Raw genomic sequence first — 15,250 nt, 5'->3', positions numbered from 1 at the left:
AGCAGCGCCGGAACTCAATGTCCGGGCGCGTCGTTCCAGATGATCTTGTGCAGCTGTAGCTGCAGGCGCACCGGCAGATTGTCGTTGACGATCCAGTCCGCCAACGCACGCACATCGACCTGCCCATGACTGGGCGAGAACAGCACCTCGCCCGCACGCCGCTCCAGCCGGTACTCGATCAGCTTCGACACCGCCCAGTCATAGTCTTCGCGCGAACAGATAACGAACTTCACCTGATCGTTCGGGGTAAGCAGCGCAATGTTCTCGTAGCGGTTGCGCGCGACTTCGGCGGAGCCCGGCGTCTTCAGGTCGAGCACGCGACTCACCCGTTCGTCCACGCCGGCGATGTCCAGCGCTCCGCTGGTTTCCAGCGACACGCCGTAACCGGCATCGCACAGTCGTTGCAGCAGCGGCAGACAATTGGGTTGAGCTAGCGGTTCGCCGCCAGTGACGCAGACATAACGCGGCGAGTAGGCGGCGACACCCTCGAGGATCGCCTCGAGCGTCATCAGCTCACCACCGTTGAAGGCGTACGCGGTATCGCAGTACTGACAGCGCAGGGGACAGCCGGTCAGGCGAACGAACACCGTGGGTAGGCCACTGGTGCGCGTCTCCCCCTGCAGCGAGTAAAAAATCTCGGTAATTCGCAGGGTCTGGTGCATATCAGCCACGGGCGTGACGGCTAAACAGGCCATCCGCCTCCGTTGCAGGTAAAGGGGGCGCCGATTCTAACGAAAAAACCCGCCTTGCGTGCGGGTTTCGTTTGATCGAGCAATCAGCGGTTGAGCTGTCGCTGCGCCAGCTGCGCCGCCGAGCTGTTCGGAAACTGAGCAATGACCTGCCGCAGAATACCCTGCGCCTTGTCACGGTTGCCCAGTCTCAACTCGACATCGGCGAGCTTGTACAGCGAATCAGGCACTTTGTTGTGCTGCGGATAAAGCTGACTGACCTTGGCAAAAGCCTGCCCGGCTCCCTGCAGGTCGCCTTTTGCAAGATTAACCTCGCCCAACCAGTACTGGGCATTGCCCGCATACTGACTGTTCGGATACTTGCGCAAAAAAGCACCGAATGCCTGGCTGGCCTTGTCGAAATCCTTGGCCTTGATCAGATCGAAGGCAGCGTCGTAGTACAGCTTCTCCTTCGCCGGATCGCCTGCCGAATCGCCCGAGGGCGCCGGGGCATTTGGTGCAACACTGCCGCCGCTGGCGCTCTGACCAGCATCGGCAACGGAATTCTGACCTGACGCGGCACTACCAGCGGCACCACTGGCTAAGCGACGATCGAGATCCTGGTAACGTTCCAGTCCTTCCTGTTGCAGGCGCTGGATCTGGTTCTGCTGCTCCTCGAGCATGCCGCGCAATTGCGCGATTTCTTCCTGCATCTGCTGCAGCTGCTGGAAGATCATGCCCTGTGCCGAGGCTGGAGCAGCGGCTCCACCCCCGACATAGGCACCACCACTCTCCGGTGCGGCCGTGGAATAACCCGAGTTGCCGTAAGCGGCTCCCAAATCACTCTCAACTACCGGCACCTGGGCAACCGCGATCAGCGGCATTCCGAATACTGCGAAACTCAGAGCGTGGCGGTACTTGCGCATGACAAATTACTTACGCAGTTCGACGCGGCGGTTCTGAGCCCAGGACTGCTCGTCGTTGCCCATGGCAACCGGACGCTCTTCGCCGTAGGAAACCAGTTCCAGCTGAGCCGGGGAAACACCTTGCAGCACCAGGTAGCGCTGAACGGCCTTGGAGCGACGCTCGCCCAGAGCCATGTTGTACTCACGGGTGCCGCGCTCGTCGGTGTGGCCTTCCAGAACGACGCGAGCGCCGTTGCCTTTCAGGTCCTTGGCGTGTACGTCGAGGGCACGCATGGCTTCCGGCTTGAGGTCGGAGCTGTCGTATTCGAAGTAGAAGGTGGTGATGGCGCGCAGAGCAGCTTCTTCGCTCATGCTGCCGTCAACGGAACCAGCGTCCGCACCGTAGCCAGCGTTAGGATCGATAGCGCCCGAGCCTTCGCCGGAATCGTCGCCGCCCTTGGAGGAACAGCCAACAGCGACAGCCATGGCCAGAGCCAGCGCGGTGAACTTACCGAATTTCAGCATTTCCATCTGTAACAACCCCAGGTGTGGTTTTTGGTTTGTTGGTTAAAAAAGCGTTGGTACCGCATCAGTTCAGGTAAGGGGACCAGGATGGCTCTCGGACTTCGCCTTGAGCAGTAGGAAGCGGGAGCCTCACTCGCCCATTGATGGACACGAGCATCAGGACTCCCCGGCCCTGCTGGCGGGTTGCGTAGATTAGCATGGTGCCATTAGGCGCAACAGTGGGCGACTCGTCCAGAGTGGTCTCCGACAGCAGGCGCAGGCTGCCCCGCTGAAGGTCCTGAGCGGCAACTTTGAAGTTGGTGTAACCATCCTGCCGATGAATCATTACCAGCGTCTTTTCGTCAGCCGACAGTTTCGGGTTGGCGTTGTAGTTACCGACGAACGTAACCCGCTCAGCCGCACCGCTGCCCAGTCGCTGCTTGTAGATCTGCGGCTTGCCAGCGCGGTCGGAGGTGAAATAGATGGTCTGGCCATCAGCCCCCCAGAACGGCTCGGTGTCGATCGAATAGTGGTTGGTCAACCGCTGCAGCTGCCGCGAACCCAGATCCATCACATAGATTTCCGGATTGCCGTCTTTGGACAGCACAAATGCTAAGCGATTGCCGTCCGGCGAGAATGCCGGGGCACCGTTCAACCCTTCGAAACCGGTGACTTGCTCGCGCCGACCGGTGTCGATGTGCTGGATGAAAATGCGCGGCCGCTTCTGCTCGAACGAAACATAGGCGATGCGCCGACCGTCAGGCGAGTAGCGCGGCGACAGGATCGGTTCGCGCGACTGCAGCAGCGTCACCGCGCGCGCGCCATCATAGTCAGAGCGCTGCAGGGTGTAGCGGGTGTTTGCGCCACCAAGACGCTCCGCCGTCACGTACAACAAACGGGTAGAAAAGGCGCCCTTGATGCCTGTGAGCTTTTCGAACGCCTGGTCGGAGACGTAGTGCGCCATGTCGCGCAGCTGATCCGGAGAACCACCGACACTGCCGGTCATGACCTGCTGCTCGGTGGTCACGTTGAATACACCGAACTGCACCTGCAGACGGCCACCGGCCGGCTGGATATTACCCACCACGACATACTGGGCGCCAAGTGCCTTCCAGTCACGGTAGATGATCTCGCTGCCGCGGGTCGGCATGCTGATCATATTCTGCCGCGGGATCGGCTGGAAAATTCCGGAATTACGCAAGTCATTGCCGATGATATCGGCCATGTCCTCGGGCAACACGGTGCCACCCTGCCAGCCGAACGGAACCACTGCCACCGGAATGGCGCGATCGGTACCGCTGGTGACGACGATGTTCTTCTCCTGCGCCACCGCCGTTCCCAGCAGGCAGCAGAGAAGGACGAGTAAACCTCGAAGGGAGTTGATCACAACGCTAGATCCTCTGGCGTAAACGTCATTTTGAACGACCGGTAGGGTTGGAAATCCTGCGGGCTGAGCCCCTGCATCTCCGTCAACCGACCAATATTCCTCACTGCAGCGACCGCGGAGTTGTCGAATGGCACATCGCCGCTCGACCTCGCCACGCTGACTCCGGTAATGGTGCCATCAGGCAACATGTTCACCTGCAATTGCACCGACATGTTGTTACGCGCCGAAGGCGGACGCGTCCAGCCTTCGGCAGCACGCAGGCGAATCAGGTCATCGAAGTTGCCCGCCACCTGATCACCCTGACTGTCGGCCAACGCCTGCTGGCGCTCAGTCGTGTCCGATAGCAGCTCAGCCAATGCCTGCGCCTTCTTCTCCTCGGCCGCTTTACGCGCAGCCTCTGCCGCAGCCTTCTTTTTCGCCGCTTCGGCCGCCGCCTTTTTCTTCGCGTCTTCAGCCGCTTTCTTCTTCGCCTGCTCAGCCGCCGCCTTTTTCTTCGCTTCCTCGGCAGCCTTCTTCTTGGCCTCTTCAGCTGCTTTTTTCTTCGCCTCTTCGGCCGCCTTCTTCTTGGCGATATCGGCCTGTTTCTGCTGTTCGACCTTCTTGGCTTCGTCAGCCTTCTTCGCCTCGGCAGCCTTCTTGGCAGCAGCCGCTTTCTCCGCTTCGGCCTTTCGAGCCTGCTCGGCCTTCTTTTGTTCCGCAGCCTTGGCCGCCGCCTGCTTCTGCTGCTCGACCTTGCGCTGCTCCATCTGCTCGGTCTCGTACTGCTTGGCAGCGGTCTTCTTGGCTTCGCCAGCGATCTTTTGATTAGTCTGGGTCGTTGCCTGGCTTTGCGACTTCAGCTGATACAGCGTGGCCTGGACGATGGGCTTGGATGGCGGCAAATCGGGCGTCATGGCGAAGCTGACGAAAAGCAGGCCGAAGATGATGACATGCAGGCCTACCGCCAGAACGACGGGCCAGAAGTAGCTTTCCGCAGGAGAGCGTTCAGCGTGCTGCATCAGGGCGCCTCGGTGATCAGGCCGACGTTGCCCACGCCCGCTTCCTGCAGCCCACCCATCGCGGCCATGACCGAGCCGTAATCGACCGCCTTGTCACCGCGCACGAATACCTGGATCTGCTTACCCTGGCTGCGGTTCTGATTCATGATCGCCGTGACCGCCCTGGTCATTTCGTCAAGCGTCAGCGCACGATCCTGCACGGTATCGGTGTCCACCTCGCTGCCCATATTCCAGTAATAGGTCTTGTCGGCCTTGATCGAAATGGTCAGCACCTGGGCGTTGTTGTCCTGCGGCAGCGCCTCGCTGCTGACCTTGGGCAGATCGACCTTCACGCCCTGGTTGAGCATGGGCGCGGTCACCATGAAGATCACCAGCAGCACCAGCATCACGTCGATGTAGGGCACCACGTTCATCTCGGCGACGGGCTTGCGTCTGTTGCGAATTCTGGCCATTACGTGAGGCCTCAATCTTCGGTGGTGTGAACTTTGCGATGCAGGATCGCCTGGAACTCGTCGGCAAAGGTGTAGTAGCGCCCGATCAGCATCTCGCCACGAGCGGAGAAACGGTTATATGCGATAACCGCCGGAATTGCGGCGAACAAGCCGATAGCGGTGGCGATCAGCGCCTCGGCGATACCCGGGGCCACGGTCGCCAGGGTGGCCTGCTGCACTTGGGCCAGGCCACGAAAAGAATTCATGATGCCCCACACGGTACCGAACAGGCCGATGTAGGGACTGGTCGAACCGACGGTGGCGAGAAACGGCAGGCTCTGCTCGAGCTTTTCTTCCTCACGGGAAATGGCCACGCGCATCGCACGATTGACGCCGTCCATCACCGCATCGGGATCAACGCCCTGCTGCTGGCGCAGCCGGGAAAACTCCTTGAAACCGGCGCGAAAAATCTGCTCAACGCCCGAGTCCGGATCGGGATTGCTACCGGCCTGGCGGTACAGCTTGGACAGATCGATGCCCGACCAGAAGCGCTCCTCGAAGGCATCCAATGAACGCTTGGCGGCACGCAGCAGATTGCCACGCTGGAAAATCATGATCCATGAGGTGACCGAGGCCCCCACAAGGATCAGCATGACCAGCTGCACCACGAAGCTGGCGTTGCTGATCAGGCTCCACATGGACATATGATCGACGTTGGCTTCCACGCTTACTCTCCTGCAGGGGATAGACCCGAGCCGGCGAAGGCTTCGCGCAGCGCTTCGGGAATGACTCGGGGTTTCAGACTTTCGGCACGCACGCAGGCCACCAGGACCTGACCTTCACACAGTAATCGCCCATCCGCGGCACACTTGACCTGCTGATTGAAACGCAGGCTGGCACGCTTCATTTCAACCACCTCGGCACTCACCAGCAGCTCGTCGTCCAGTCGCGCCGGGGCGTGATAACGCGCCTCGCACGAATGCACAACGAATAGCAGGTCCTCCCCGACGAGCTGCGACTGGTCGAAACCCAGATCGCGCAGGCGTTCGGTACGAGCCCGTTCCATGAACTTGAGGTAGTTGACGTAGTAGACGATGCCGCCCGCGTCGGTGTCCTCGTAATAGACCCGACAGCGATGGACGAACGGCTCAGCGTTGATTCGCGCGCGCATACTAGTGCCCGGCCTGGAAAATGCCAATTGGGTGGGTGAACAATATTTTCATCAATCCGTGTCGCCGCTGAACAGGTCCGGCGTGGGCGATTCGGCCAGACGCCGCGGCAGATTCAGACCAAAGTGCAGATAAGCGTGTCGCGTGACCACGCGCCCACGAGGCGTACGCATGATGTAACCCTGCTGGATCAGGTAGGGCTCGAGCACATCCTCGATGGTATGGCGCTCTTCACTGATGGCCGCAGCCAGGCTGTCGACGCCAACCGGCCCGCCGTCGAACTTCTCGATCAGCGCCAGTAGCAGGCGACGATCCTGGTGATCGAAGCCACGCTCGTCGACATCCAGCATATTCAACGCCAGGTCGGCAATCTCACGGGTGATCTCGCCACGCCCGCGTACTTCCGCGAAATCGCGGACACGGCGCAGCAGGCGGTTGGCGATGCGCGGAGTGCCGCGCGCGCGACGGGCGATCTCGAAAGCTCCCGCCGCCTCGGTCGGCAACCCGAGGATGCCTGCCGAGCGACTGACAATGGTCGCCAGGTCCTCGGTCGAGTAGAACTCCAGGCGCTGCACGATACCGAAACGGTCGCGCAGCGGATTGGTCAGCATGCCGGCGCGAGTGGTTGCACCGACCAGGGTGAAGGGCGGCAGATCGAGCTTGATCGAGCGCGCAGCCGGTCCCTCGCCGATCATGATGTCGAGCTGAAAATCCTCCATTGCCGGATACAGCACTTCCTCGACGATCGGGGAGAGACGATGGATCTCGTCGACGAACAGCACATCGCCCGCCTCCAGATTGGTCAGCAACGCGGCCAGATCGCCCGGACGCTCGAGGACCGGGCCGGACGTACTCTTGATCGAGACACCCATCTCTTCGGCAATGATGTTCGCCAGGGTGGTCTTGCCAAGGCCCGGCGGGCCGAAAATCAGGGTGTGGTCCAGCGCTTCGCCGCGGCCCTTGGCGGCGCGGATGAACAGGTCCATCTGCTCGCGCACCACCGGCTGGCCGATGTATTCGGCAAGCCGTAACGGGCGGATGGCGCGGTCCAGCTGCTCGTCGCGGTCACGACTGCTGGCGGTGATCAGGCGGTCGGCTTCGATCATGGCGCTACACCATGCCCTTGAGGGCACGGCGAATCAATTCTTCACTGCTCAAACCGTCTTCCTGTATGGCGCCGACTGCCCGACTGGCTTCCTGCGGCTTGAACCCCAACGAAATGAGGGCGCTGACCGCATCGTTCTCGGCGCTTGTGACTGCCCCGGCGCCGCGAGGTTCAACCACCAGCGTGGCGATCGAGGGCATGGTTTCCCAAGCCTTGAAGCGATCCTTGAGCTCGACCAGCAGACGCTCGGCGGTCTTCTTGCCGACTCCGGGGATTCTCACCAGGGTCGACGTGTCCTGCGCCTGCACGCAACGCACCAGCTCGTCCACCTCCAGTCCGGACATTAGCGCCAGCGCCAGCTTCGGCCCTACGCCATTGAGACGAATCAGTTCGCGGAACAGCTCGCGCTCACGTTTCTCGAAGAAACCGTAGAGCAGCTGGGCGTCTTCGCGCACCACCAGATGGGTGTGCAGCGTGACGCTTTCGCCAACGCCGGGCAGGCGATAGAGCGTGGTCATCGGCACCTCGACCTCATAGCCGACGCCGTTCGCATCGAGAAGCAGATGAGGCGGCTGCTTTTCCGCCAGGGTGCCACGCAAACGTCCGATCACGATTCCGCTTCCTCCAACGTCGCCGATCACTCTCGGCGACTGCCAAAACTGTCCTACCGCTCCGACCGTGGCTACAAGCGCAGACGTCCACCCCGGCGCTTGGCGCCACTCAAACCGTGCGGAATCAGGCTCTGCCGATGATGCGCATGGCACAGCGCGATGGCCAACGCATCGGACGCATCGATCTGCGGCTTTTCCAGCAGCTTGAGCAGGTGCATGACCATCATCTGGACCTGCTGCTTGTCCGCCCCACCGGTTCCGGCGATTGCCTGCTTGACCTGGGTCGCCGTGTACTCGGCGATTTGCAGGCCGGCCTCGGCGCCGGCGACGATGGCCGCGCCGCGAGCCTGGCCGAGCTTGAGCGCCGAATCGGCGTTGCGCGCCATGAACACCTGCTCGATGCCCATCGTCACCGGCCCGTAGGTTCGGATCACCTCGCTGACGCCGCTGAATACAGCCCGCAGCCGCTCGGCCAGCTCGCCGCTGCCGGTGCGAATGCAGCCTGAAGCGACGTACTCGCAGCCGCGCCCGGTGTCACGCACCACCCCATAGCCGGTAATTCGCGAGCCGGGGTCGATTCCCAAAATCAGCGTCATGCCCGTGGTCGCGCTGTCTATTTATCCAGTGCGCGAGTATACGGCTGCGCCTCCCGACGCGCCACCGCAGAGCCCATTCATGCCCACGATTTCGTCAGATCGGCGCACATAAAAAAAAGCCGGAAGCGCCGCTGGACGTCTTCCGGCCTGCTTCTTCCAGACGCCGTCAGCCGAGCTGTTCCATGATCTCGTCGGCGATCTCGGCGTTGTGGTAGACGTTCTGCACGTCGTCCAGATCCTCCAGCGCATCGATCAGGCGCAGCACCTTCTGCGCAGTCTCGACATCGGTGATCGGAGCGGTGATCGAGGGGATCATCGCGACTTCAGCCTCATCGCCCTTGAAGCCGGCTTGGGTTAGCGCCTCGTTGACCGACAGGAAGTCGGCGAAGCTGGTGTAGATCTCTACCGAGCCGTCCTCCTGGCTGACCACGTCATCGGCGCCCGCCTCCAGCGCTGCCTCCATCAGCGCGTCCTCGTCGACACCCGGCGCGTAGCTGATCTGCCCTTTGCGATCGAACATGTAAGCCACGGAACCATCGGTGCCGAGGTTGCCGCCATTCTTGCTGAAAGCGTGACGCACCTCGGCCGCAGTACGGTTCCGGTTATCGGTCATAGCCTCGATGATGATAGCCACGCCGCTCGGTGCGTAGCCCTCATAGGTCAGCTCGGTCATGTTGTCGGCTTCGTTGGAACCAGCACCACGGGCGATGGCGCGATCGATGACGTCGCGCGACATGTTGGCGGTCAGCGCCTTGTCCACCGCCAGGCGCAGGCGCGGATTGTCCGCGGGTACGCCACCGCCGTGCTTGGCCGCCACGGTCAGTTCGCGGATCAGCTTGGTGAAGATCTTGCCCCGCTTGGCGTCCTGACGCTCCTTGCGGTGCTTGATGTTGGCCCATTTGGAATGACCAGCCATAACTCACTCCATTTCTTCAACTGAATCAGAAGTTCTAAAGCCCAGACACGAGCGGGCTTCGCCGAATCGCCTGGCAAACCGCTACTGCCAAGACGAAGAAGCCTGGCAAAACCAGGCTTCCGATGGTGCTTATTCCGCCTTGGGCTGCTCGCGCAGGCGAATATGCAGATCGCGCAGCGCCTTGTTGTCCACCGCACCCGGCGCCTGGGTCATCACGTCCGCAGCACTCTGGGTTTTCGGGAAGGCGATCACTTCGCGGATCGACTGCGCGCCGGTCATCAGCATGACCAGCCGGTCCAGGCCGAAGGCCAGACCGCCGTGCGGCGGTGCACCGAACTTCAGTGCATCGAGCAGGAAGCCGAACTTCTCTTCCTGCTCGGCCTCGTCGATACCGAGAATGCGGAACACCGCCTGCTGCATTTCCTTGCGATGGATACGGATGGAACCGCCGCCCAGTTCGGTACCGTTGAGCACCATGTCGTAGGCGCGCGACAGCGCAGCGCTGGGGTTCGCCTCGAGTTCCTGCGGCGTGCACTTCGGCGCCGTGAACGGGTGGTGCAGCGCGCTCAGCGAGCCGTCGTCGTTCTCCTCGAACATCGGGAAATCCACCACCCACAGCGGCGCCCATTCGCAGGTCAGCAGCTTGAGATCATGGCCGAGCTTGATGCGCAGTGCGCCCAACGCTTCGGAGACGATTTTCGCCTTATCGGCGCCGAAGAAGACGATGTCGCCATCCTGCGCACCGACGCGATCGAGGATGACGTTGAGGTTGTCTTCCGGGATGAACTTGACGATCGGCGACTGCAGACCTTCGACACCCTTGGCACGCTCGTTGACCTTGATGTAGGCCAGGCCCTTGGCGCCGTAGATGCCGACGAACTTGGTGTAGTCGTCGATCTGGCTGCGCGGCATGCTCGCCGCACCCGGCACGCGCAGCGCGGCGACGCGGCCCTTCGGATCGTTGGCCGGACCGGAGAAGACCTTGAACTCGACCGCGTTGAGCTGATCGGCGACGTCCACCAGTTCCAGCGGGATGCGCAGATCGGGCTTGTCCGAGCCATAGCGGCGCATGGCCTCCTCGAACGGCATGTGCGGGAACTCGCCAAATTCCACGCCCAGCACTTCCTTGAACAGCTTGCGGATCATGCCCTCGGTGATGGCGATGATGTCCGCCTCCTCGAGGAAGCTGGTCTCGATGTCGATCTGGGTGAATTCCGGCTGGCGGTCGGCGCGCAGGTCTTCGTCGCGGAAGCACTTGGCGATCTGGTAGTAGCGATCGAATCCCGCCACCATCAGCAGCTGCTTGAACAGCTGCGGCGATTGCGGCAGAGCGAAGAAGTTGCCCGCATGGGTGCGGCTCGGCACGAGGTAGTCGCGCGCGCCCTCGGGGGTCGGGCGGCCGAGGATCGGCGTCTCGACGTCGAGGAAGCCGTTCTCGTCGAGATAGCGACGGATGCTGGCGGTGATGCGCGAGCGCAGCTTGAGCTTCTCGGCCATCTCCGGGCGGCGCAGATCGATGAAACGATAGCGCAGACGAGTTTCCTCACCCACGTCGCTATATTCGTTGAGCGGGAACGGCGGGGTTTCCGCCTCGTTCAGCACGTCCAGCTCGTAGCCCAGCACCTCGATGGCGCCGGAGGCGATGTTCGGGTTAACCGCACCAGCCGGACGCAGACGCACCTTGCCGCGAATGCATACGACGAACTCGCTGCGCACGCGGTCGGCGACGGCGAAGGTTTCCGCGCGATCCGGATCGAATACCACCTGGGCCAGACCTTCACGATCACGAATGTCGAGGAAAATCACCCCGCCATGGTCGCGACGGCGATGTACCCAGCCGCAGAGAGTGATTTCCTGGCCATCCAGGCTTTCATTGAGTTGGCCGCAATAGTGGCTGCGCATCATGGTGGTGTTCGCTTCTCGTATCTTTGATTCGTTAGGTCGCTGGAGCCGCGGTGCCGGCGCACCATTGCCGGGCGCCGCCTCCTGGCTATCGAGCCGCCGGGCACAAGCGCGGGATTATATCCGCATAATCGTCCCGACGCAGCCGTTGCCCGGCAACCGAGCCCGGGCATTCGCTCGCAGGGAACCCACGGCGAAGAGCCCCTTCCAAAGCCAGGTGGCCTGCCGCGGCGCCACATCAGCAACAAACGACGCGGTTTTTCTGGCATAACTGCAACCGGATCACTCACCAAGGAGAACGACCATGGAAATCGATATCGGCATCGCCGAACAGGACCGTGCCGCCATCGCAGAAGGGCTGTCTCGTCTGCTCGCCGACACCTATACGCTGTACTTGAAGACCCACAACTTCCACTGGAACGTCACCGGGCCGATGTTCAACACGCTGCATACCATGTTCGAGACTCAGTACACCGAACTGGCGCTCGCCGTGGATGAGATCGCCGAGCGTATCCGCGCTCTCGGCTTCCCGGCGCCGGGAACCTACGCTGCCTATGCGCGCCTGTCGTCGATCAAGGAAGACGAAGGCGTGCCATCTGCCGAGCAGATGATCAAGCTGCTGGTCGAAGGCCAGGAAGCGGTCGTGCGCACCGCACGTGGCATCTTCCCGCTGCTGGATAAGGTCAGCGACGAGCCGACTGCCGACCTGTTGACCCAGCGCATGCAGATCCACGAAAAGACCGCCTGGATGCTGCGCAGCCTGCTGGCAGCCTGAGTCATCCTCGCCGAGGCGGTCGCCATGCCACCCGCCTCGGCTGCAGGCTCCCTCCCCCGGGCGCACCGTCAGTGTGCGCCCGGCCAAGGCTCATTTGAGCGCCACCGGCCTTTGCTGTTAAATACGGCCGCGCTGCGGCGCCGAGTCTCTTCGCCAGTCAGGCATCTGCACGTCTGCTAGCTCATTCCCCAGGCACTCGCCTGCCGCCGCCTTTTCCTGTCGTGTATCCACTACGAGTCATAAGAATGCTCAAGATCGTCCATGTATTAACCGGCGTCCTCGCCTTACTGCTGTCATTCGTCCCCAGCCTGCGCGGCGATCTGCCGCTTCTCCTGCAACCAGCCGCACTCTGCCTGCTGATGATCGGCCTGCTGAATATCCAGTTCATTCCGTCGATTACCGCGAACACCGATCCGCGCGCCCGTCCCGTTCTGCTCGGCGTATCAGTGCTGCTGGTGCTGGCCGCCGCAGCCCAGGCTCTCATCCTGCTACTGCCGCTGGAGCAGATCGCCGGCCAACCGGCCACGCTCGCCAGCCTGCTGCTGGTATTCGTCGCCGTGCTCCTGCACCTGGCGGCTACTCGCACCCAGCGCCAGCCGCAGCGCGAACGCCCGCGGCAGCAGCGCGCACCCGCCGCCAGCGTCAGCGGCGCCGGCCGGGAAACCGGTACGGTGAAGTGGTTCAACACGTCCAAAGGTTTCGGCTTCATTTCCCGCGATAGCGGCGACGACGTGTTCGTGCATTTCCGCGCGATTCGCGGCGAGGGCCATCGCGTGCTGACCGAAGGACAGCGCGTCGAATTCACCATCATGTTGCGTGACAAGGGCCTACAGGCCGAGGACGTGGTCACGTTGTAAGTGCGATGCCGGCAGGCGCAGGCCCTGCCGGCCTCTTGCGCTCCACCCGTCAGTAATGCGGTGGCGGCGCCTCGTCTCCCTCGCCCCCGATGCTGCTCTGCATTTCTTCCAGCCGCCTGGCCAATGCCTGCAACTGCAGCTGCATTCGATCAACCAGACGCCGCTGCTCGACCAGCACATCGTTCAACGTCTGGATCGTATCGTCCTGAAATGCCAGTCGCGCCTCCAGATCGGCGATTCGCGATTCCACGTTCATAACTCACTCTCCGAAGCGAAACTGATCGGTCAACACAGTCTTGAGGCGGGCCCTGATCGCCGCCGCCTGATCCTGCGTATACGGCTTGGGCTGATGCCGCCCCCACACCGGCGCCGGCCACGCCGCATCATCGCGGGAGCGGGCAATGACGTGCATATGCAGCTGGCTGACGACGTTGCCCAACGTCGCGACATTCATCTTGTCCGCGCCAAAACTGTCCTTGACGATTTCTGCAAGCGCGGTGGTTTCATGCCACAACTTCTGCTGGTCCGCCGCGTCCAGCTGAAACAGCTCGCTGACCGCCTCACGCCGCGGCACCAGGATGAACCACGGATACTGTGCATCATTCATCAGCAGTAGCCGACACAACGGAAAGTCGCCAATCGGCAATGTGTCCTGCTCCAGACGCGAATCGAGAATGAACATAACGGCGCTCCTGTATGACAAGTCAGGCGCGGTCGAACCCACGCTGACGCCAAGAATACCCTTGCGCGCAGGTCTGCGCCCTGTCGGAGCAGAGTCAAGCGCGCATGCCCCACCATGCAGCACATGCTACCGCCTGCCCAGGTGAGCATTCGCGCAGCTTCAGGCCGACACGACTTGAGTACGCTTCTTGCTAGACCGTGATTGGTTAAGTCCTGCACGTAAGCCGAAAGCAGGCTTGGCAAACTTGCTCTAGCCTATCGACGCAGCTAAACAGTACATTCTGCGAATGGCTCGATACGAAGAAGCGTAATACGCCGAAATCGGGCCAGATTCGGATAACAAGAAGCGATCTCTGCGTGCGTCGACACGAGAGCAAGCACCGTTTTGAACCAATGGAGCAAATCACGATGAAAGTGATGAAGTGGAGCGTAATTGCCCTTGCCGTTGCGGCGGGCACATCCCAGATGGCGCTGGCCAGCCAGCAGTCGGAAGCCAAAGGCTTCGTCGAGGATGCCAAGCTGGATCTGTTGCTGCGCAACACGTATTGGAACCGTGACCACAAAGATGGGGTAGACGACCGCAACACCTGGGCGCAGGGCTTCATCACCACGTTCGAGTCCGGCTTTACCCAAGGCACTATCGGCGTAGGCATCGATGCCTACGGGCTGCTGGGTGTCAAGCTCGACGGCGGCCAGGGCGACATGTTCCCCGGAGAGCCTAAGAATTGGGAAGACGATCTCTCCGAAGCGGGCGCGGCGGTGAAATTCCGCCTTTCCAACACCACGCTCAAGTACGGCAATCAGTTCGTCAATCTTCCGGTCATCGCCTCCGACGACTCCCGCCTGCTGCCTGAAGCCTTCACCGGCACCATGATCACCAGCAGCGAAATCGAAGGGCTTGAACTGAACGCCGGTCACTTCACCGCTGACAGCCCGATGGGCTCCCCCGCACGTGACGACTTCGGCCTGAAGAGTCTCGACGTCTTCGGCGGTACTTATGCGTTCACCGATAATCTCAGCGCCTCGCTGTACTTCTCCGATGTCGAAGACACTTACGACAAGAAGTACGCCAACGTTAATTACGTGATGCCGCTGGCAGATGATCAATCGCTGACCTTCGACCTCAACTACTACAAGACCGACGACATCAATCAAGACTTCAGCGAAGACGGCTCGAAAGTCGATGACAACACCATCTGGAGTTTGTCGGCCAAGTATGCAGTCGGTGCCCACGCGTTCATCCTCGCGCACCAGCGCGTCTCCGGCGATACCGGCTACCTGTACGACAACGGCGACGGCGGCGGCTCCATTTGGGTAGCCAACTCCTACCTCTCCGACTTCAACTTCAAGGACGAGCGTTCCTGGCAAGCCAGCTACGAGTTGGACTTCAGCAGCTATGGCGTAGCCGGCCTGCAGTGGAAGACCGCCTATGTGCGCGGCGATAACATCGATGCTGCCTATTACGGCGGTGAAGGCGAGGCGACCGAGCGTGAAATCTTCAACCAGGTTTCCTACACCTTCCAGGATGGCGCGGCCAAGGACCTGACCCTGCGCGCACGCAACTCCATCCTGCGCACCAACAACCCGGCCTGGAACGACGTGAACGAATGGCGCCTGTACGCCATCTATCCGATCAGCATCCTGTAATCGGCATTCATCGCAACACCCCGGAGCCCGGCCAATTGGCCGGGCTCTTCTTTTTCATACGGCAGCCCCACGCGTCCACTCACGCGGGCCGGCTTCTG

Annotated in this window: 18 protein-coding genes; 3 read left to right on the top strand and 15 right to left on the bottom strand. The window is 61.6% G+C overall.

Annotated elements, in window-relative coordinates:
- Positions 1-14: 14 nt before the first annotated feature.
- The 13 genes from queE to aspS all read right to left on the bottom strand — a co-directional run bounded on the left by queE (position 15) and on the right by aspS (position 11,195).
- Positions 15-662 (bottom strand): 7-carboxy-7-deazaguanine synthase QueE, encoded by a 648-nt coding sequence (queE, locus tag U8L64_RS04175; RefSeq protein WP_054094982.1) that lies wholly within the window; start codon positions 660-662, stop codon positions 15-17.
- A gap of 113 nt (positions 663-775) precedes the next feature.
- Complete coding sequence (ybgF, locus tag U8L64_RS04170) at positions 776-1,594, bottom strand: tol-pal system protein YbgF (RefSeq protein WP_333394275.1); 819 nt, start codon at positions 1,592-1,594, stop codon at positions 776-778.
- Between the two features lie 6 nt (positions 1,595-1,600).
- Entirely contained in the window at positions 1,601-2,104 is a 504-nt protein-coding gene (pal, locus tag U8L64_RS04165; RefSeq protein WP_008567647.1) for a peptidoglycan-associated lipoprotein Pal, read from the bottom strand.
- A gap of 58 nt (positions 2,105-2,162) precedes the next feature.
- Positions 2,163-3,464, bottom strand: coding sequence for a Tol-Pal system beta propeller repeat protein TolB (gene tolB, locus U8L64_RS04160; RefSeq protein WP_054094983.1), 1,302 nt, complete (start codon positions 3,462-3,464; stop codon positions 2,163-2,165).
- Entirely contained in the window at positions 3,461-4,462 is a 1,002-nt protein-coding gene (gene tolA / locus U8L64_RS04155) for a cell envelope integrity protein TolA (RefSeq protein WP_043297587.1), read from the bottom strand. Before tolA ends, tolB begins: the two co-directional genes overlap by 4 nt.
- Positions 4,462-4,914 carry a protein TolR gene (gene tolR / locus U8L64_RS04150; RefSeq protein WP_054094985.1) on the bottom strand — a complete coding sequence of 151 codons (453 nt, stop codon included), beginning with the start codon at positions 4,912-4,914 and terminating at the stop codon, positions 4,462-4,464. Before tolR ends, tolA begins: the two co-directional genes overlap by 1 nt.
- Before the next feature lie 11 nt (positions 4,915-4,925).
- Positions 4,926-5,618 (bottom strand): protein TolQ, encoded by a 693-nt coding sequence (gene tolQ / locus U8L64_RS04145; RefSeq protein WP_008567652.1) that lies wholly within the window; start codon positions 5,616-5,618, stop codon positions 4,926-4,928.
- A gap of 2 nt (positions 5,619-5,620) precedes the next feature.
- Positions 5,621-6,064 carry a tol-pal system-associated acyl-CoA thioesterase gene (gene ybgC / locus U8L64_RS04140; RefSeq protein WP_054094986.1) on the bottom strand — a complete coding sequence of 148 codons (444 nt, stop codon included), beginning with the start codon at positions 6,062-6,064 and terminating at the stop codon, positions 5,621-5,623.
- A 51-nt stretch (positions 6,065-6,115) separates the two neighbouring features.
- Positions 6,116-7,168 carry a Holliday junction branch migration DNA helicase RuvB gene (gene ruvB / locus U8L64_RS04135; RefSeq protein ID WP_043297584.1) on the bottom strand — a complete coding sequence of 351 codons (1,053 nt, stop codon included), beginning with the start codon at positions 7,166-7,168 and terminating at the stop codon, positions 6,116-6,118.
- A gap of 4 nt (positions 7,169-7,172) precedes the next feature.
- Entirely contained in the window at positions 7,173-7,778 is a 606-nt protein-coding gene (gene ruvA, locus U8L64_RS04130; RefSeq protein WP_054094987.1) for a Holliday junction branch migration protein RuvA, read from the bottom strand.
- Between the two features lie 71 nt (positions 7,779-7,849).
- Positions 7,850-8,374, bottom strand: coding sequence for a crossover junction endodeoxyribonuclease RuvC (gene ruvC / locus U8L64_RS04125; RefSeq protein ID WP_003290080.1), 525 nt, complete (start codon positions 8,372-8,374; stop codon positions 7,850-7,852).
- A 166-nt stretch (positions 8,375-8,540) separates the two neighbouring features.
- Positions 8,541-9,290, bottom strand: coding sequence for a YebC/PmpR family DNA-binding transcriptional regulator (locus U8L64_RS04120; RefSeq protein WP_043297581.1), 750 nt, complete (start codon positions 9,288-9,290; stop codon positions 8,541-8,543).
- Positions 9,291-9,419: 129 nt separating this feature from the next.
- Positions 9,420-11,195, bottom strand: coding sequence for an aspartate--tRNA ligase (gene aspS, locus U8L64_RS04115; RefSeq protein WP_333394265.1), 1,776 nt, complete (start codon positions 11,193-11,195; stop codon positions 9,420-9,422).
- Positions 11,196-11,496: 301 nt separating this feature from the next.
- Between aspS and U8L64_RS04110 the strand changes: the two genes are divergently transcribed.
- Together U8L64_RS04110 and U8L64_RS04105 are read left to right on the top strand one after the other, a co-directional pair.
- Positions 11,497-11,967, top strand: a complete 471-nt coding sequence (locus U8L64_RS04110) for a Dps family protein (protein WP_008567659.1) — start codon at positions 11,497-11,499, stop codon at positions 11,965-11,967.
- Positions 11,968-12,212: 245 nt separating this feature from the next.
- Positions 12,213-12,824 carry a cold shock domain-containing protein gene (locus tag U8L64_RS04105; RefSeq protein WP_102828758.1) on the top strand — a complete coding sequence of 204 codons (612 nt, stop codon included), beginning with the start codon at positions 12,213-12,215 and terminating at the stop codon, positions 12,822-12,824.
- Positions 12,825-12,873: 49 nt separating this feature from the next.
- Here U8L64_RS04105 and U8L64_RS04100 read toward each other — a convergent pair whose 3' ends face one another.
- Both U8L64_RS04100 and U8L64_RS04095 read right to left on the bottom strand, forming a co-directional pair.
- Positions 12,874-13,080 (bottom strand): SlyX family protein, encoded by a 207-nt coding sequence (locus U8L64_RS04100; protein ID WP_054094990.1) that lies wholly within the window; start codon positions 13,078-13,080, stop codon positions 12,874-12,876.
- 3 nt (positions 13,081-13,083) lie between these two features.
- Positions 13,084-13,506, bottom strand: a complete 423-nt coding sequence (locus U8L64_RS04095; protein WP_054094991.1) for an HIT family protein — start codon at positions 13,504-13,506, stop codon at positions 13,084-13,086.
- Between the two features lie 407 nt (positions 13,507-13,913).
- Between U8L64_RS04095 and U8L64_RS04090 the strand changes: the two genes are divergently transcribed.
- Positions 13,914-15,152, top strand: a complete 1,239-nt coding sequence (locus U8L64_RS04090) for an OprD family porin (protein ID WP_043297576.1) — start codon at positions 13,914-13,916, stop codon at positions 15,150-15,152.
- Positions 15,153-15,250 lie beyond the last annotated feature (98 nt).

It is taken from the genome of Pseudomonas sp. FIP_A4 (assembly GCF_036701605.1).
Taxonomy (GTDB): Bacteria; Pseudomonadota; Gammaproteobacteria; order Pseudomonadales; family Pseudomonadaceae; genus Stutzerimonas; species Stutzerimonas phenolilytica.
This window is presented reverse-complemented; position numbering and strand designations above follow the sequence as displayed.